This window comes from Pelomonas candidula, from assembly GCF_043555985.1.
GTDB classification, from domain to species: domain Bacteria; phylum Pseudomonadota; class Gammaproteobacteria; order Burkholderiales; family Burkholderiaceae_C; genus Pelomonas; species Pelomonas candidula.
The window spans coordinates 1-15,347 of sequence record NZ_JBIGIC010000008.1 but is presented as its reverse complement, the minus strand read 5'-3'; the positions used below and the strand labels follow the sequence as shown (position 1 = coordinate 15,347).

Annotated in this window: 22 protein-coding genes; 9 read left to right on the top strand and 13 right to left on the bottom strand. The window is 64.5% G+C overall.

Annotation, left to right across the window (positions count from 1 at the left end):
- Positions 1 to 17 precede the first annotated feature (17 nt).
- The 6 genes from ACG04R_RS16310 to ACG04R_RS16285 all read left to right on the top strand — a co-directional run bounded on the left by ACG04R_RS16310 (position 18) and on the right by ACG04R_RS16285 (position 3,629).
- Positions 18 to 356 carry a hypothetical protein gene (locus ACG04R_RS16310; protein WP_394412776.1) on the top strand — a complete coding sequence of 113 codons (339 nt, stop codon included), beginning with the start codon at positions 18 to 20 and terminating at the stop codon, positions 354 to 356.
- Positions 356 to 925 carry a hypothetical protein gene (locus ACG04R_RS16305; protein ID WP_394412773.1) on the top strand — a complete coding sequence of 190 codons (570 nt, stop codon included), beginning with the start codon at positions 356 to 358 and terminating at the stop codon, positions 923 to 925. Before ACG04R_RS16310 ends, ACG04R_RS16305 begins: the two co-directional genes overlap by 1 nt.
- A 293-nt stretch (positions 926 to 1,218) precedes the next feature.
- On the top strand, positions 1,219 to 1,668 hold the full coding sequence (locus ACG04R_RS16300; RefSeq protein ID WP_394412770.1) for a hypothetical protein: 450 nt from the start codon (positions 1,219 to 1,221) through the stop codon (positions 1,666 to 1,668).
- 28 nt (positions 1,669 to 1,696) lie between these two features.
- The gene (locus tag ACG04R_RS16295) at positions 1,697 to 2,233 is read left to right on the top strand and encodes a hypothetical protein (protein ID WP_394412767.1); all 537 of its coding nucleotides are present in this window, start codon (positions 1,697 to 1,699) and stop codon (positions 2,231 to 2,233) included.
- A gap of 101 nt (positions 2,234 to 2,334) precedes the next feature.
- A complete protein-coding gene (locus ACG04R_RS16290) occupies positions 2,335 to 2,973 on the top strand; it encodes a hypothetical protein (RefSeq protein ID WP_394412764.1) in 639 nt (212 codons plus the stop codon).
- A gap of 149 nt (positions 2,974 to 3,122) precedes the next feature.
- On the top strand, positions 3,123 to 3,629 hold the full coding sequence (locus tag ACG04R_RS16285) for a hypothetical protein (protein ID WP_394412761.1): 507 nt from the start codon (positions 3,123 to 3,125) through the stop codon (positions 3,627 to 3,629).
- A gap of 7 nt (positions 3,630 to 3,636) precedes the next feature.
- Here ACG04R_RS16285 and ACG04R_RS16280 read toward each other — a convergent pair whose 3' ends face one another.
- The 12 genes from ACG04R_RS16280 to ACG04R_RS16225 all read right to left on the bottom strand — a co-directional run bounded on the left by ACG04R_RS16280 (position 3,637) and on the right by ACG04R_RS16225 (position 11,902).
- Complete coding sequence (locus tag ACG04R_RS16280) at positions 3,637 to 4,092, bottom strand: hypothetical protein (protein ID WP_394412758.1); 456 nt, start codon at positions 4,090 to 4,092, stop codon at positions 3,637 to 3,639.
- Positions 4,093 to 4,316: 224 nt separating this feature from the next.
- The gene (locus ACG04R_RS16275; RefSeq protein WP_394412755.1) at positions 4,317 to 4,466 is read right to left on the bottom strand and encodes a hypothetical protein; all 150 of its coding nucleotides are present in this window, start codon (positions 4,464 to 4,466) and stop codon (positions 4,317 to 4,319) included.
- A gap of 21 nt (positions 4,467 to 4,487) precedes the next feature.
- On the bottom strand, positions 4,488 to 5,150 hold the full coding sequence (locus ACG04R_RS16270; protein WP_394412752.1) for an HAD domain-containing protein: 663 nt from the start codon (positions 5,148 to 5,150) through the stop codon (positions 4,488 to 4,490).
- Entirely contained in the window at positions 5,147 to 5,704 is a 558-nt protein-coding gene (locus ACG04R_RS16265; RefSeq protein WP_394412749.1) for an HAD domain-containing protein, read from the bottom strand. The genes ACG04R_RS16270 and ACG04R_RS16265 overlap by 4 nt, the downstream gene beginning before the upstream one ends.
- The gene (locus tag ACG04R_RS16260; protein ID WP_394412746.1) at positions 5,701 to 5,997 is read right to left on the bottom strand and encodes a hypothetical protein; all 297 of its coding nucleotides are present in this window, start codon (positions 5,995 to 5,997) and stop codon (positions 5,701 to 5,703) included. The genes ACG04R_RS16265 and ACG04R_RS16260 overlap by 4 nt, the downstream gene beginning before the upstream one ends.
- Positions 5,994 to 7,574, bottom strand: coding sequence for a type IV toxin-antitoxin system AbiEi family antitoxin (locus ACG04R_RS16255; protein ID WP_394412743.1), 1,581 nt, complete (start codon positions 7,572 to 7,574; stop codon positions 5,994 to 5,996). Before ACG04R_RS16255 ends, ACG04R_RS16260 begins: the two co-directional genes overlap by 4 nt.
- The gene (locus tag ACG04R_RS16250; protein ID WP_394412740.1) at positions 7,571 to 7,945 is read right to left on the bottom strand and encodes a hypothetical protein; all 375 of its coding nucleotides are present in this window, start codon (positions 7,943 to 7,945) and stop codon (positions 7,571 to 7,573) included. Before ACG04R_RS16250 ends, ACG04R_RS16255 begins: the two co-directional genes overlap by 4 nt.
- Positions 7,942 to 8,400 (bottom strand): hypothetical protein, encoded by a 459-nt coding sequence (locus tag ACG04R_RS16245; protein WP_394412737.1) that lies wholly within the window; start codon positions 8,398 to 8,400, stop codon positions 7,942 to 7,944. The genes ACG04R_RS16250 and ACG04R_RS16245 overlap by 4 nt, the downstream gene beginning before the upstream one ends.
- Positions 8,400 to 9,173 carry a metallophosphoesterase family protein gene (locus ACG04R_RS16240; RefSeq protein WP_394412734.1) on the bottom strand — a complete coding sequence of 258 codons (774 nt, stop codon included), beginning with the start codon at positions 9,171 to 9,173 and terminating at the stop codon, positions 8,400 to 8,402. Before ACG04R_RS16240 ends, ACG04R_RS16245 begins: the two co-directional genes overlap by 1 nt.
- On the bottom strand, positions 9,170 to 9,742 hold the full coding sequence (locus tag ACG04R_RS16235; protein ID WP_394412731.1) for an HAD domain-containing protein: 573 nt from the start codon (positions 9,740 to 9,742) through the stop codon (positions 9,170 to 9,172). Before ACG04R_RS16235 ends, ACG04R_RS16240 begins: the two co-directional genes overlap by 4 nt.
- 154 nt (positions 9,743 to 9,896) lie before the next feature.
- Complete coding sequence (locus ACG04R_RS16230) at positions 9,897 to 11,150, bottom strand: AAA family ATPase (protein ID WP_394412728.1); 1,254 nt, start codon at positions 11,148 to 11,150, stop codon at positions 9,897 to 9,899.
- A complete protein-coding gene (locus ACG04R_RS16225; protein ID WP_394412725.1) occupies positions 11,147 to 11,902 on the bottom strand; it encodes an antitoxin Xre/MbcA/ParS toxin-binding domain-containing protein in 756 nt (251 codons plus the stop codon). The genes ACG04R_RS16230 and ACG04R_RS16225 overlap by 4 nt, the downstream gene beginning before the upstream one ends.
- A gap of 576 nt (positions 11,903 to 12,478) precedes the next feature.
- On the opposite strand from ACG04R_RS16225, the gene ACG04R_RS16220 reads away from it, so the two are divergent.
- The 3 genes from ACG04R_RS16220 to tcmP all read left to right on the top strand — a co-directional run bounded on the left by ACG04R_RS16220 (position 12,479) and on the right by tcmP (position 14,044).
- Positions 12,479 to 12,790, top strand: coding sequence for a hypothetical protein (locus tag ACG04R_RS16220; protein WP_394412722.1), 312 nt, complete (start codon positions 12,479 to 12,481; stop codon positions 12,788 to 12,790).
- Positions 12,791 to 12,794: 4 nt separating this feature from the next.
- Positions 12,795 to 13,040, top strand: a complete 246-nt coding sequence (locus ACG04R_RS16215) for a hypothetical protein (protein WP_394412719.1) — start codon at positions 12,795 to 12,797, stop codon at positions 13,038 to 13,040.
- A gap of 146 nt (positions 13,041 to 13,186) precedes the next feature.
- On the top strand, positions 13,187 to 14,044 hold the full coding sequence (tcmP, locus tag ACG04R_RS16210) for a three-Cys-motif partner protein TcmP (protein ID WP_394412716.1): 858 nt from the start codon (positions 13,187 to 13,189) through the stop codon (positions 14,042 to 14,044).
- Here tcmP and ACG04R_RS16205 read toward each other — a convergent pair.
- Entirely contained in the window at positions 14,041 to 14,784 is a 744-nt protein-coding gene (locus tag ACG04R_RS16205) for a DUF5131 family protein (RefSeq protein ID WP_394412713.1), read from the bottom strand. The genes tcmP and ACG04R_RS16205 overlap by 4 nt on opposite strands.
- Positions 14,785 to 15,347: the final 563 nt, after the last annotated feature.

Below are 15,347 nucleotides of genomic sequence, written 5' to 3'. Positions count from 1 at the left end.
ACTTTTGAAGGAATCGAATGAACTCGACCCGCCTGACCCTGAATGCGCTCCTGGTTGCGACCGCGATGCTGAGCGCCGGAGCCGCCAACGCACAGCTGTTTGGTGGCTCGAAGCCTGCGCCGACCTCGGCGTCCACTCTGACATCCCAACCCGCCTCGGCCGCGGCGCCGAAAGCTGCTACGCCCGCTCCGGCGCCGACGCCTGCCGGGAAGTCGGCCGCTGCGTCGAGGCCGGTGGCTACGAAGGTCCCCGCCCATGCGCCGGCGCCGGTCGTGGCGGCCAAGCCCAAGGTCGCCTCCGCCGAGAGCATCGCTCTCGTGCAGGCGCTCACCACCGTCTACCAAGGAGCCAACTGATGCGCGCCATTTCCGCCCTCGCCGTCGTCGCGGCAACGATGCTCTCCGGCTGCGCGGCCACCATGGGCGACTTGCAGAAGAACGCGCAAGGCGCGTTCGACCAGGTCAAGCGTGCGGTGACGCCTCAGCAAGTCGTCGACTACACCGACGCCTCGAAGCGCATCTTCGACCTCGCCGGCGAGACCATCGAGACCACGAAGAAGGCTGGTTACCAAGTTCCGTTCGTCGACGTCGCGAAGGTGTCATTCCGTGCGCAAGGCGGCCAGCCCTATGTCGTCGACACCATCCGGTTGGTCCGCTTCCCGGTGCCGCAGGACGTGATGGACGCGCAGCCCGCCGAGCTGAAGACGATGCTCGATGCGCTGTCGGCGCGACTCATCGCCTGGCATAAGTTCGAGCCCATCGAGGTCATCGTCGTGTCCAACGGCGAATCCGATACGACGGTCGCCGCGCTGCGTTCGCGTCTGCCCGGCATCAAGGTGTCGGAGACCACGGTCACCAACGCCAAGGGCTATCCCGGCATCGAGGCTCGCATGGTCAGCACCCAGCTGACGCGAGTCCTGCAGTAGTCGCACATCCGCGCGAGGTAGAACTCTTGAGGTCTCATTGTTCCGCTGTCACCGGTGCCAGCATCGTTGCCGCTGTTCTGGCGCCTCTCGCGGCTTTCGGCCAGGTAGGGACGCCTCTGACTGCCGCTCCGAGCGTCGTTGCAGCCCCCACTGCTCCGACCGTTGCGCAATTCGACACGACCCAGGCCCGCGCCGCTACTCCAGCAAAGCCGCGTGCACGCGCTCGCGCGTCCACCCCTCTTCGCCAGCCTGCCTCAACGGCCGCTTCGGCGGCCATGCCTTCCGCTCCTGGCATGCAACCGCTGACTGCGGCGATGTGGGCCGGCATCAAGTCCGGCCTCACACCCCGGGCCGCAGAGCTCTTCGCCAACACGTACGAGCGATGGGCCGCGATGGCCTTCGAGGTACTGGACGGAGGCACCCCGGACGGCACCGAGCGGCTGACCGCGAAGCCCTGGTCCCAGACCGTGACCTTCCTGCGTGTCAACGACAGGACTGTCTTCTTTGCCGCACTCGTCGAGTTCCAGGGCCCTCATGACGCGACGAAGACTCGCCGCGTGATGCCCATCGTGGCGCAGCTGAACAGCGGCCGGATGCTGGTCGCTTCCGTGGATGGCATCCCTGGCCTCAGCCGCCCCGACCGCTATCTCCAGTCATGGCCTACGGCCTACCAACCCATCAACCTGGCCAGCGACGAATTCAGCCGCTTGCGCGGACAAATCGCCGACGCACTGGCTCAGTAATCCACCCGACACGAAAGGAGTTCACACCTTGAAGCGCACCCTCTCTTTCGCCGCTGCCGCGGCACTCGTGCTGCTGGCCACCACCGGCTGCGCCACGCAACCGTCGCCGTTCGCGAACGCACCCATCTACAACGGCCAGGCCGCATACCAGGCCTCGAACGCGCGCGTCGTCAACGTGGAGTCCGTGCAGCTGGTCCAGCTGAAGCGCGGGACCAACGGCACCTGGCAAGCCATTGCGGCGCCGGCTATTGGCGGCGCCATCGGCGGCGTCGCCGGCAGCGCCATCGGCAAGGGCAAGGGCAACCAACTCGCGACGGTCACCCTTGCCGCCATTGGCGCCGGCGTCGGCACCGCGGTGCAGGACGCCAGCAACCTGGTTCCCGGCTACGTCTACACGTTCAGCTACTACTCGGCCGAAGGCAAGGTCACCAAGACCGTTCCGCAGGAGGCCGACGACACGCTGGCGCACATCGCTCCCGGCTGGCGGCCCGGCATGCCGTTCCCGTCCAACGTCAAGGCGCGATTCACGCAAGGCGCCGGCGGCGAGCGAATCCTGCCGCTCTGATGGCCTCCGTTGCCATGACCGCTTCTTGCGGTGGTGGCGGTGATGACCCGGCTCCGTCGGCGCCGCTCTCGAGGCACGAGTCTCGACACAGCGCCCGTGCCATGGCTGCCAGTCCTTTACTGGCGCAATCGAAGAAGGAGGACTTCATGAATCGTCTGAACAAGTTCCTGGTTGCCACTGCACTCGGTGCCATGGCGTCCGCAACCATGGCTGCCACACCTGGCGCCATCGCGGTCGACGCACCTGTCGGCATTGCTCTGGCCTGCGACAACGTGCGGAACGTCGCTTTCCTGACGCTTGCGCCTCGCGAAGTCCTCGAGCGCTACGCGGGCGTCGTGCGCGCCATGACTGGTCGCACGCCGACCTACGGCGGCGCCGCCTCCTTCGAGACGGCCAAGCGCTTCGTTGCCGAAGTGCAGCAGAAGTCGAAGTGCGCTTCGACAACCATGGCCATGTCCAGCCAACAGGGCCAGCCGATGCCGGTGTACTGGAGCGGCGACGCTTCGATGCGCTACGTCGTGCGCGCAGACTCGATGTCGGACTACGACTTCACGAGCCCGGCGGCGAAGGTCTTCGGTCTCGACGGTGCCAGCAAGGACGTCAAGGGCCTGTACTGGCTCGAAGCTTATGTGGCAGGCCAGGCGCCAGTCATGTACGGCCCCTACACGCTGACGCCGGAGTACCTCCGCTCTGGCAAGGGCTTCGTGCTGCCTGTCGACGACGTTGTGGCCAGCAAGTAAGTCTGCACCAGGGTCGCGTCGAGGCCCCGGCCGTCAGTGCGTCACGGGCCCGTCGGTTACTCCGTTCCGATGATGGAATCGAGGACGCAGTGACAGCCTGGCGGCTGGACATTTGACCGTGAACGTGTTGTCGGTGATACTACGTCACCATGACATCGAACACGAAAGCCAAGAAGGCCCAGGTTGCCCAGGTTCCTGGACCGCAGAAGATGCGGCACATGTACACCGGCGAAGAGCGGGCCGAGTTGGTCTCCAAGCTGACGACCCGTGTGCCGTACCAGCTGCGCGCCCACCTGAAGACTGTGACTGCGTGGCCTATTTTCGGGTTCCGCACCCAGACCCAGATGTTCTCGCAGTGTCTGGTCGACTTCATTCGTTTGCGACCCTGGGAAGCTGGTCTCAAGTGGCGGCAGTCGTACAAGGCCAGCCCCGAGTACCCCCTGTACCACATGCACCTCGAGCCTACCGAGGTCACCGGGAAGCTGGTCACGGGGGTGGAGCTCAAGGACCGCGCGATGGAAATCGCTGATGAAGAGGGCGTGAACCAAGCGACCTTTGCGCTCACCTGGCTGTGGTGGATTGCGCTGCATCACAAGCGCATCGACAACGACGACATCATGGCGCCGCTGATGGCGGCCAAGGGCGCGGTCGTCTAGTCTCCGACTAGATGCCGGCGCGCGCGCTACGGGGACTGACCGGGGCCAACGGTGGCTCCGAGTCACTCGGCGCTTTGGCGACCGCTTCGATGCGCCGCCGCATTCTCTCCTTGGTCAGGAGCGCAGATGCTTCCATTTCCTTTCTCAGGCGGTAGCGCAGAGAAGTGAAGGGCTCTACTCGATTCGCGGGGCGCTCGAAAGTCGTGGACTTTCGCATCAAGTCGTCCAACGAATCCAGGTCAGCGTCGACAAGGTCACTGAGCAGGGCCTCAGGGGCATCGACTGGCTGGCAGTGGTCAAAAGTGGACGCCGACAGTGCTTCGAACGCTTTGACGAGGGTCTTAGAGCGGCCGATGGCCTCGAGTGCCTGAACGTAGGAAAGCCACCCGGCGTCGTTCTCCTTTTTCGAGAGCGGCCGACGATGCGAACCAGTGGGTTCGAAGAGTGCGCTGGTGCTTAACATACTTTGTACGCGAGTACGTCAGTTTAGTTGAGGCGTTGGCAATCACTTCGAACGAACGAAAGGGCGCACATCTGGGGTGAGAAATCTGTGGCAGATGTCTCACCTTCTTGAGTTCGCAGGCCAGGCGAAAGAACCCAAAAATCCCGACGACCCCCATGGGCCTCATCGGGATTTTTAGGGTTGGCGCCTCCCCTTGGAGCTCCGAGAAGACATCCTCGTCAACCTCATGCGGGTATCAAGTCAGCAGCGATGTTGATGAAGTCATCGACAATGTCGATGAACTCAGCGTCATCGTCGATGAATTCATCGACGCGGCAAAGGCGCGCCTTGGTGCAGCTGCCCGAGCAACACAACGCCCGCACGCCGCCCAACATGGGCCAGCCAGCCTCGCCCCTTCAGCGAGTCGCCAGCGCAGCAACGATGCGCGGAACATGTCGGAGCTGCAGACCGACCCACTCTTCGCATAGGACCAGTCGAGTCCGAGGCACTTCGACCCCCGGCGCCACGTGAGCACTCGGCCCCCAGCTGTAGACGTCGTCGAGGATGACCCAAGGTTCTCCCCGGTGATGTTCACGCAGCCAGGCCAGCACTTCGTGGCATCGCGTCTGGCCTGGGAAGTGTGGCGTCCTCCATCGCTCTTTTGGCTCCATGCCATCTGCGACGCATCCCAAGCCAGACCGACGCATAACCTCCTGAAGCTGCGCACGCGTGAAATGAAGTCGCCAGGTAGATGAGATTACCCAGCGCAAGCGACCTCTGTGCCTGCCGGACAGGTCGACCAGAATTTCTCGCGCCATGGGTGACCAGAGCCGCTCGAACACAAGGTCAGCGTCGATGCGCTTGCCTCGCAGCGCATCCAGTGCATCGAGCCCACCAAAGAGCTCGTTGGTCGCCACGACGTCGTCCAGGTCCATGAAGACAACCGGCCAATGCCGCGGTGCCGGCTCCTGCACCTCGGGCTCAGTGTCTGCCGCCAGGCGGTCGATGTGCTCACACTTGGCCACGAGCCAGGCCTCCTCGGCAGGCGTGATGGGCAAGATTGGCGGTTCGTAGGTCATCGCGGAAGCGTGATGCGCCCTGGCAATGAAGCGTCGGGCGCGAGCTCATCCAGGAAAGCCGGGGCCTCGAATCTCTCCAGAGCGCTCCGAACCTTTGCGAGAACGGTAGGCTCAGCGATGCCATGTACCTCGTCGGTGATGACGACATGGTCGCGCGCGTCGCCCCAGCCCTCGTCGACATCGTCCAGGGCCAGCCAGGTCGTCGGTCGGCGCCGCGCTACGTCGTCCAGTACCTGCTGGCCGCGCGGAATCAATCGAAACGCCGTTGAGTCCATGCTGGAGTGGTACGTCGCGCCGATGACGCGGCTCCTCAGCCCTGGCGGCAGCCGCTTTGCGGCACGGGAGCAGCCGTGCTGCACCGCCCACGTCGTCGACAGCACGATGGCCACGCTCGGGTATGGCTCGAGGAGTTCTTCGAGCAAGCCCGCGTGTTCGAACAGGCGGTGGCCCGCCGCCACAAGCCTGGCATCCAAGTACGCGCCGCGGTGGGGTCGCCAGTACACCGGTTCCGGGTGCAAGCACCCATCGAAATCCAAGTAGAGCACCGGTCTCATTGCCCATCCACCGTAAGCTCGAGGTGCTGTGGCTCGACGTCATACCGCTCGCAGCTCAGCTGCTCGACGAGCATCTGTAGGCTAACCACGACCGCGGCCATCTGCACCTGGTCGTCGGGAGCGCGCGCCCAGCGCTCGAGGATGTGGAGGGTGCGCGGGTCGGCGAACACGTCCTGCGCGACCGCCCTTGACAGGCCTGACCGCAGGGGGAATGTCGTTCGGCAGCCCCGAGCGATGGCCCGCAGCTCGTGTTGGCCGTCCGGCCGTGCGTGGAGGCGCAGCAGCAAACTCATGGCTGATTCCCCATTCCCAGTTCCCGGCGTCGAAACTCGGCCGCGAGCTCTTTGTTTCTGCCGACGCCGTCCAACAGGTCCAGGTACATCACCCAGCGGCTCGCCACGCGGGAGCTCGGCCGGTGTGGATGCGTGTCACCGAACATCAGCGATGCTCCAGCCCGCTCAATGAAGGTCACGTTTGCCCCTTTGTCAACGGGCTCGAGCTGCAAGTCGGCGGCCCACTCCTCGCTGACGCCCGGCGGCACGATGATGGACACGCGGTCCACCGAGGTCAGATGCGGAACGAGCGCATTTGCCGCACCGGCGCCGGTCATCGCCCAGCCGTCGTGTCCAGAGAGTCGCTGGAGCATGTGGTCAACGATGCCGCCGGGGCCGCTGGCGTAGGCGTACCACCGAGTGCGCTTCTCTTTGGGTAGCCGTTCCTTCCAGGCCTGGGCCCAGGCATCGAGTAGGAGCTCTGGGCGGCGGATTCTGCAGGCGAGGGTGGGCGCGGAACCAGTGACATCAACCCACGCTTGCCGTTCGAGTTCCTCCAGGGTTGTCGACACGGTAGATGGCGACGTGCCTGCCATCCCCGCAAGGGCTGCGCCCGACACCTGCGCATCGCTACCCTCTCGTCGCCAGTGCTCGAGCAGCGCGTGGACTACCTGCTCCCGCTCCGCATCGAAGACGCTCTCGTGGCGCGTGGAACCAGTGACGTCCACGACTAGGCCGGGGTCGAACTGAGAGTTCTCCCACGACGAGTCCCGCATGCGATAGCCGCGCGGGTTGCTCACGACACGGCAGCCGGCCACCTGGTAGTCAAACCCGGTGTGCGTGTGGCCGTGGACCCACAGCACGGGCCCGCCGTACTGCTTGCGACCACCGACCCACATCGACTCGCCTTCAAAGAGCGCCCCGGGGAGGTCTGAGACGAATGCCGGAGTCACCCAGTCCGAGCGGTACCGCTTGGCCACCGACCCTCGATGCGGCGCGTGGTGGGTCACCACGACGGTCGGGCCCGCGTGACCAACCTCGAGCTCGCGTCGCAGCCAGTCTCGGTCGACCCAGTGCATCGCCAGGGTGTCCTCAGCCCGGAGCAGACGGTGCTTGATGTCTTCGCCGCGATGCCGCGGAATGGATTGGTCGGCGAGCCGGACGGCGCGGAAGTCCATCACATAGAGGTTTGCGGCCTCCAGCGCGCGGGCGACGTCGGTCTCCTCGTGGTAGTCCGACGGCTCGCTCTCGTTGCCGACCGGCAAGGCGAAGTCTGTCCACAGCGTCGCGCCGAGGAAGCGGACTCCCTGAACGACGACGGAGTCTCTGCTCAGCACGTGCACTGGAGTGCCCTGGGCGGCCTGGCGCATGGCCTCGAGCTCCGCGCCCACCTCGGTGACGTAGAACTCGTGGTTGCCGGGTACGTAGACCACCGGCCGGCCTCCGAAGGTCGATTCGCGTGCGGCCCAGCGCACGGCGCGCGTGCCCGGCGAGTGGATGTCGCCGGCGAGGATGACGACGTCGTAGTCGACACCCGGCGGCACCGTCAGCGAGGCACCATGTTCGAGGTGGAGGTCGGATAGGACGAGCAATCTCATTGAGCCCGCTTCTGTTGTTCGCTCGGTGCCTGTGAAGGTGTGAGCGTGACGGCCACCATGCCTCCGGCACCAGCCTGTCTAAAAAGCTTGACGACATCGGCGCGATACACGAGGCCGGCGAGGTCGATGGAAAGCGCGTAGGTCGCCGGCTTCGTGAGCCAGACCTCGGTGCCGTGCTTTTCGTTGTCGTCGCGGTAGGCCACCAGACCGTGGTCGGTTGGCAAGATGTCAGTGACCAGGCGCGCCACGAGCGAGGAGTCGAAGGCGGCCATAGCCAGACGCACCTCGCGGCGCGTCTCGTCGATGTCAACCTCGATAGCCTGGTCGTGTAGGCAGGACATCGTATGCTTGAGAAAGAGCTTCGCCTTCATTGCCCAGCCCGTTCCCTGGACTCTGTTGCGTGATGCTCGTCGCACAATGCGGCCAGCCTTCCACCTATGACGCGCTGCGAGCCGAATGAGCCGCAAATCTGGCACGTGGCGCGCGAGCCTTCACACGAGAGTTCGACGATTTGACGAATGGTGTCCATCTTCACTGGTGCGGGCGTCGCGCGCTTGATGATGGTCTCCGAGCCACCTTCGGAGTGGAGGTCAATGAAGATGTCTTCGGCGCCGGATAGAGAGAAGTAGAAGCGCAAGCCACCGAGCTTCTCTTTGATTTGCTTCACGTCGAATTCCGCGCAATCCTCTCCGAGGATGTCTTCGATACTGAGGCATAGCACGTGGACGAGGTCGTACCACCCCACAGGCAGGTCGCTAGGGACAACAGGAAGCTGTCCACGAAACAGCTTCGGATGCGCAAAGATGAGCTCGTCGAGCGGGTTCACTATCCCTCTCCAAAAATGTCCGGGTCCCGTTGCCCGTAGCCGCGCGCTTCGTCGAGCTCGCCAGGCACGATGACCTTGGTATTGCCATTGGCGTCGACTGCTGTGACCCCGCGGAGGCCCACTCCGATGCACTTCACGCCTTTCACATCGGTTCGCCTTGCGTCGTGCTGGTGCCCGTGGATGATGATTCGCGCGCCCATTACTTGCGCCAGCGTTACCAAGATGTCGAAGCCATAGGGGTGGTGGCCCTCGCCAGGCGCCTCGTGAGTCGCGAGGATGTCGGCTTGCATGTCGGCAAGCCGTTCGAACTCGTCGTGGTAAATGGTGCCCATGTGTCGAAAGTGCGGGCCGCCTTCGAAGCGGTCTTGGCGCGGTGTGGCTTTGGCATGTTCGGCGCGCGACCGGAACTTGGGCGCATCACCACCTGGGGCGGCTGGGTCCGGCATCCACACGGCCGACCTGAACACACATCCCAAGCCTGCGAGACGTGTGTAGTCCGGCAGAGTCACGACTCTGCCGTGGATGTTGCGGTCCGAGAGCTTGCTGCCCCACACGCGCCCGATGACCGTGACGGAGTCACCATCATGGTTGCCCGGAATCCAATAGATTGGCACCTCGCGCTCGATGAGGGGCGCGAGCTCAATGTGCAGAGGCCGCTGAGGCTCAAGGTCGCCGAGCAGGATGACGGCGGAGGCCTGGGTGCGGTCAGCGGCTTCGATGATGTGTCCGAAGGCGCCGTGCGGGTCCCCGCAGTAGAGCACGGGCCCGGTCACGACGCACCTCCGACGAGCGCCCTGCGTACCTGAGGGAGGTGTCCAACGTGCAGGCCGACACCGACCTCGCAAAACACCACTCTGCCCAGCTTGTCCAGCTTTGAACCGCGCAGCCCCGTGCCGCTCACGTCGTCGTCCAAGACGACCAACTGCTCACCGGTGTAGTTCGCCCACAGCCATTTCAGAATCGCGTCGTGGCGGGTCATGCCCATGTTCGCGGGCGCTTCCCATTTCGAGTGGAGCGACGCCGCCACCAGTTCCAGGCCAGTGCGCCGAAAGAGAGATTCGAAGCCGTCGCGCTCCATGAGCCGAAGCCAAGAGGTCGTCATGACGACGCGCGGGCCGAATTCATCGAGGATGTCCAGCAACGCCTTCTTGGACGGTGGATGCCACAGCCTATCGAACAGGTCGGCCGGCCGGTCATCGTCAAAGAGGTCGTAGCCGCCATAGGGCTTGCCAATGCAGATGATGTCGTCGACGTCCAAGAACAGGAGTCCGGGGCCGGCGCTGACATGGCCCATACAGAGCCTGTCGAACGCGGCCTTTCCGAAGGGCTTCGACTCGTTCACGCATCACCCTTCGCCAGTGACACCGCAATCGCGCGAGACGGCAAGACGGCCCAGCGCAGGGCGACGCCGGGTTTGAGACAGGCTGCTCTCCGAATCCCGACCGGAATCGTGATGCGGCCGCGGGCATCCATGCGGGTGGTTGACTGAGTGTTCATCAGTGCATCCTCCTCGCGTGCTGTTGTGCTGGGGTCATGCCGAGCGCTGCCTCGATGTCTTCGACACTGAGTCGCTCGCGACCAGCAACCACGACTGCACCAACGGCCCTCTCCACGACGCGGCGGATTGCGCGCGGCGTGTAGTCCGCCAGCAGAACCGAGACTCCCGGACTCACACGCACCACGCCTCGGACTCCCAGCCGCTTCATCGTGCTCTCCACCACTCGCATCGCGGACTCACGTCGCTCGTCCGGACTCGGGAGTCCTACCGGGATGACTTCGAACCGACTCAGGAGTGCGGCATCAAGAGTCCGGAGTCCGTTGGCGGTCCCGACATAGACGACCTGGCTCGCATCGAGTTCGATGTCGAGCGAGACATCCGTGAGGCGTTGCGCTGTTTCCGGTTCGAGGGCCGAGTACAACTGGCTCAGCATGTCGATGTCCTGGCTACCGTGCCGCCGCGACGCCTTGTCGACCTCGTCTAGCACGACAACCGGATTCGCGGTTTCGCCGAGGGCGAGCAACTCGAACAGGAGTCCGTGCCTGGCCGTGGACCAATGGCTGTCGGTGCCACGAAGGCTACAACCGGCGGTCGGTTGGTCGAAGGCAAGCCAGCCACGGCCGCATGCCAAGACCTCCGTCAGTCTGCGGCAGAAGTACGACTTCCCGACACCTGGCAGCCCGACCAGCAACAGGGGTGGAATCGCTGGCAGCGATAGCGTGGCCGCTGATAAAGCGAGCGCGTTCGTCACGACCTCGACTGCCCCACGAAAGGCCGGCAGCTCGACGGCCAGGTCGTCGAGCTCTTCCTGCCACCCTGGCTGAAGGACGACGGACCGCTCGGGGCCTCGCTCGAGGGCTGCGGTGAGCGCTTTGAGCTCCCGGTTCGTGTGGTCCTTGTCGCCATACAGGCCGTCTCGAACCTTTTGAATGCGCTCCACGATGCGGTCGACATCGCACAGTACCCGATGCCGCTCCACCTCGAAGAAGTGAGCGAGGTGTGCCCCGACAGTTGGCGGCTTTGGCTGAGCGGTCTCATTGGCGCGAGCCTTCTCGGTGGCCGCTTCCTCTTCACGAACCCGGCGACCTTCTACGAGCTCGGCCTCTTCCGTGGCCCGGCGCTCGCTTTCGCGCTGCTGATGTTCGGCTTCGAGATGCGGCACGAGGGCGGGCGGGACGTACAAGGGCTCACGACCGTAGCCATTGGGTCGCCAGAGCACCCAGTCGCCGTGCGTGTCAGCTGGGCGGCTCATGAGTAGGTCCCGGTTGCGATTCGCGTTACGAGGTCCTTGAGAGCATCGAGGCCGCCGGGCTCGTCGAGCATGTCCATCGGCTTCCGGCCGCCGAGGCCAAACGCGGGCGCTCGTAGCCAAGTGCGCAGCCAGGCCTCGTCGAGGCCTTGATACAGAGCATGTTGGGCGAGCTGGCGGAAGCTGTCGGAGTGGGTCGCGTTGGACATCCGCGCTGCCACGGCCTTGACGGCGATGTACGCCTCCTTCAGAGCAATGGCGTCTGCGAGCGCGTGATGGCGTCGCAGCCCGCGGCGCGCGAGCTCACCGAAGCACTGCTCGGCCGCAATCTCGCCTTCTTGCGCACCAGTCAGCGGTCCGACGTCCACGGGAGTTACGACCTCTCGGACTCGTTCCCAGAGTCCCGAGTTGCGGACTACCTGCTCCAAGAGCTCGTAGTCGTTCTGGTAGTCGAAGGCGACCTCGACACGACTTCCCTGACTCCCGGACTCCTGGGAGAGTTTCAGCAGCCACTCGCCAGTCCGACGCCCCATCTCCCACTCAGTGCAGGCTGCATCGGGGATGAGACCCCACATGTCGAGGACGCCGTCGTAGCGGACGAAATCGCTGGAGACCCGCTTGCGGGCTTGGCCGGCCTCGGTGGCCAGGTCGAGCTCGACGTAGTGCTCGGCGCCGGCGAGGCTCACGAGGCCGAGGCTCAAGAGCCGAGGCTGAACGAGGTCGGTGAACTCGGTGTCGAGGAAGCAGATAGGCATCCACGATGGATATCACATCGAACGTGGGTCGCCAAGGCGCAGGGACCTGCGATGGTGTATGAGATATACGCTGCACTTGCGCATGTTGCGCGCGCGCGAATTCGTGAAGCGAAGGCTCCCCTTTTTGCTCACAAAGGACGTTTGGCCGAGGTGGGACACGTGATGACTTTTGTGAGTCGGCCGGCACGGATGACGGAGTTCACCGGGTGCCCGTCGCCCGCAAGTTGTTGATTTGCCGTCGATACGTGATGCGTCCGCAGAGGGTCGTTCTCACCGTGGAGCATCGGGCTCACAAAACTCATCACGTATGCCAGGCTCCCCTTTTCACTCACAAAGCTCCTCCCGCCGATGTCGTCGGCAGGCGGTAGACTTCGGTCCGGCCTCCCGGCCCCTGCTTTTCCTCCCTGAGCAGGCGCGGCGCGTGATGACAGCGCGACGCTTCCTGCCCCGGCTCGATGCCGGGGCATCTTTTTCGGAGTGGTCATGAGGAGTGCCGAGTACGTAAGCGTCAGGGCGACACGGTCCCTTCTCCGTGACGGCCTGGATGCGCGTTCGTCGCGCCTGGCCGCCGATGACATGCTCTCGCCCGACGAGGCCGCCGCGCTCACCGGCACCAGCGAGGCCGCCATCGAATCCTGGATTGCCGAAGGGCGCTGCATCGGCCTGTCGCAACCTGGTGGACCTTACCGGCTTCCGCGGTGGCAATTCGAGCCCAGCTTCTTGCCGGTGGTGCCCAAGGTGGCCGAGGCGCTCGGCACGAGGGAGGGCTGGGCGCTGCTCGCCTTCCTGGAGTCGCCTCATAGCGCCTTGGACGGCGCGACTCCGCGGGCGGCAATCGAGCGCGGCGAGGCTGAGCGCGTTCTCGCCATCGCTGGCTGGGAGGCGTGAGCGAATGGCCATCTCCAGCAGCCCATTTGGTCCCGTGACCCTGACAGGCGATGAGGCAAAGGCCTTCAGCAGGGCGATGCTGCTCGGGCGCGGCACAAAGGCCGCAGCTGAAGCGGCGGCCAACGGGCGGCGGATGGTCGCCGATTTCGCGCGCAATGGCACCGTGGCCATCGAGCTGAAGCCCAAGGCCACGATTCCTGCTTCGACAAGTCGCGCATCATCGCGCTCGACACGCCGAGGTATGCGATAGACTGTCTGTGTAGGCGCTTGGAACTCGGCTCGGCAGCTCTCTCGTAAGACGGACGCCCGGCCCCATGACGCAAAGAGGAGGCGGCCGCACAAGCGGCCGTTTTCCTTTGTTTGATTGCCTGGCGTTACGCTCACTCAGGGAGCAAGGTGACCAAGACGTCATTCAAGTTGCCGCTCGAACCGGACCCATGCCCTGGTCTGGTCGTTGAGCGCGGACCGAAAAACGAAGGAGTCGGGAGCTGGGTCCCCGAGCAGAAGCACACGCTGCTTGCCAAGCTGCTCGGTGGGACACGAGGGGCGCGCGCCAAGTGGTCGCAGCGCGTCCTCATCGACCCCTTCTGTGGTCCAGGCAGGATTCAGGTCAAGGGCGAGACCATGACCCGCGATGGCGGAGCGGTGGTGGCTTGGCGCCAGTCCGTCAACCATAAGACGCCGTTCACGCAGGTACTCGTCGGCGACCTCGACCCCGACCGCGCTGAGGCATGCCGTCGCAGACTCGCTGCTCTCGGCGCGCCCGTGAGCGCGTTCGTCGGCCCCGCGTCGGACACAGCAAAGGACATGGCGAAAGCAGTCTCGGCGAATGCCCTCGCGCTCGCCTACGTCGACCCCTATAACCTCGAGTACCTGTCGTTCGACATCATCAGGGCGCTTGGCGCGCTGAAGCGCATCGACTTCGTCGTTCACTTCTCGACGATGGACCTCCAGCGAAACGTCGACATGGAGCTCGACGACGCGCGCGCACGGTTCGATGACGCCGCACCTGGTTGGCGCGAGAAGCTCAACGTGAAGGGCCTGTCAAAGACGGAGCTGCGCCAAGCATTCTTCGACTACTGGACGTCGCTGGTTGGTGGCCTGGGCTTCACGTTCAGCGAGCAAGCGCCCCTCGTGCGCGGCGACCGCAACGAGCCACTCTATCGCCTAGTCTCATTCAGCAGGCACGCCTTCCCGAACGGCATTTGGGACGACGTCGCCAAGGGCGATAACCGCGACTTGTTCGACACCTAGGCCGCCACAACGCGAACCGGGAACTCGTCCCAACGGCGGCCAGCCAGCTCGCGCCCATTGCGCTTCTTGTCGCGGCGGACACCGTCAGGCCCCCAGGCGCCCCACTGCTTGAAGAAGAAGGCGACATCCTGTGCAAGCGCCTGCACGCGCACGCGCTCGGCCCACTCCGGCGTCATTGGCCTGGCCTTGGGCCCGCTCTCCCCGCCGACGATGACCCAGTGGATGCCCTGAAGGTTCAGGCGGCCCACATCTTCCAGCAGGGGCTCGATGGAGAGGAAACGCACCGCGGCCCCCACCTTTCGCAGGTGCGCGATGCGCGGCACGCCGTATTTCCTGTCTTCGACAGACACTCCGAGCCAGACGTTCGTCGGGCACTGGCGACTCCGAAAGAACTCCGGGAGTCGCGCCGCGCGCTTGGTGAGCACCTGGTAGGTGTGTTGGGGAGTCCGCCGGCACACGTCCAGCACGCGCTCGATGAAGTCGTCCGGAACGTCCTCATGAAAGAGGTCGGACATCGAGTTCACGAAGTAGGTGGTCGGCGCCTTGCGCCGCAATGGCTGCTCGAGGCGGTCAGGGTGCAGCGTGAGCTGGAAACCGTTCTCGTAGCCGGCGGCCCCCATGGCGGTCAGGCGCCTGGTCATGGTTTCGGCGTAGCAATGCTTGCACCCAGGCGACAGCTTCGTGCAGCCGGTCACCGGGTTCCAGGTGTGCTCGGTCCATTCGATAGAGGATTCAGCCATAGCATCGCTCGCAGAAGGCAGCGGCCGTCCATGAAAAAACCGCCCGAAGGCGGCTTTTCCGTCCCAGACCGAAGCCAATCAAATGACCCAGCTAGGGATGAGTTGTGTCGAAGATTATGACCGTCCTCCTAGAGGATGCCAAGGTCATTCCAGTCGCCGCTGCGTGGCGCTCACGATGATAGCTCGATGCCGGCACCCGCGTACCGGTGACCGAGAGATTGTCTTCGACTGCGCTTTCCGTTGATGCCGGCGCGGGGCGGGTTGGCAAGAGGGTCGCGTACGGCTGGCGACAACGGCGCCGGCGCTCCGGCCTCGATTTCGTGGGGCGACCCTCTGAAAATCGGCACTTCCCAGAGGAAAAGCTCTGCGGCACATTGTCGATACCGCAACGCAAGCTGGAAGAGGAAATGACCAAGAGTTCTATCAGCTTCAACGTTGTTGGCGCCGATCTAAATTTGACCCACCCTGCCGATTGAACTTTGACCCAGGGCTTGGGGCCGGCATCGGCTGACGCCGGCTGTGGACAACTGTAGCGCTGAGCTCGGTCAGCCCGCCTCGTCGCG

Excerpts from the sequence above, each read along its gene's own strand:
- ACG04R_RS16220 (WP_394412722.1), top strand. The coding sequence starts at position 12,479 with ATGCTCTCGCCCGACGAGGCCGCCGCGCTCACCGGCACCAGCGAGGCC.
- ACG04R_RS16280 (WP_394412758.1), bottom strand. The coding sequence starts at position 4,092 with ATGTTAAGCACCAGCGCACTCTTCGAACCCACTGGTTCGCATCGTCGG.
- ACG04R_RS16300 (WP_394412770.1), top strand. The coding sequence starts at position 1,219 with ATGCAACCGCTGACTGCGGCGATGTGGGCCGGCATCAAGTCCGGCCTC.
- ACG04R_RS16270 (WP_394412752.1), bottom strand. The coding sequence starts at position 5,150 with ATGACCTACGAACCGCCAATCTTGCCCATCACGCCTGCCGAGGAGGCC.
- ACG04R_RS16205 (WP_394412713.1), bottom strand. The coding sequence starts at position 14,784 with ATGGCTGAATCCTCTATCGAATGGACCGAGCACACCTGGAACCCGGTG.
- ACG04R_RS16260 (WP_394412746.1), bottom strand. The coding sequence starts at position 5,997 with ATGAGTTTGCTGCTGCGCCTCCACGCACGGCCGGACGGCCAACACGAG.
- ACG04R_RS16250 (WP_394412740.1), bottom strand. The coding sequence starts at position 7,945 with ATGAAGGCGAAGCTCTTTCTCAAGCATACGATGTCCTGCCTACACGAC.
- ACG04R_RS16305 (WP_394412773.1), top strand. The coding sequence starts at position 356 with ATGCGCGCCATTTCCGCCCTCGCCGTCGTCGCGGCAACGATGCTCTCC.
- ACG04R_RS16310 (WP_394412776.1), top strand. The coding sequence starts at position 18 with ATGAACTCGACCCGCCTGACCCTGAATGCGCTCCTGGTTGCGACCGCG.
- ACG04R_RS16215 (WP_394412719.1), top strand. The coding sequence starts at position 12,795 with ATGGCCATCTCCAGCAGCCCATTTGGTCCCGTGACCCTGACAGGCGAT.
- ACG04R_RS16285 (WP_394412761.1), top strand. The coding sequence starts at position 3,123 with ATGACATCGAACACGAAAGCCAAGAAGGCCCAGGTTGCCCAGGTTCCT.
- ACG04R_RS16290 (WP_394412764.1), top strand. The coding sequence starts at position 2,335 with ATGGCTGCCAGTCCTTTACTGGCGCAATCGAAGAAGGAGGACTTCATG.
- ACG04R_RS16230 (WP_394412728.1), bottom strand. The coding sequence starts at position 11,150 with ATGAGCCGCCCAGCTGACACGCACGGCGACTGGGTGCTCTGGCGACCC.
- ACG04R_RS16275 (WP_394412755.1), bottom strand. The coding sequence starts at position 4,466 with ATGTTGGGCGGCGTGCGGGCGTTGTGTTGCTCGGGCAGCTGCACCAAG.
- ACG04R_RS16265 (WP_394412749.1), bottom strand. The coding sequence starts at position 5,704 with ATGAGACCGGTGCTCTACTTGGATTTCGATGGGTGCTTGCACCCGGAA.
- ACG04R_RS16255 (WP_394412743.1), bottom strand. The coding sequence starts at position 7,574 with ATGAGATTGCTCGTCCTATCCGACCTCCACCTCGAACATGGTGCCTCG.
- ACG04R_RS16225 (WP_394412725.1), bottom strand. The coding sequence starts at position 11,902 with ATGCCTATCTGCTTCCTCGACACCGAGTTCACCGACCTCGTTCAGCCT.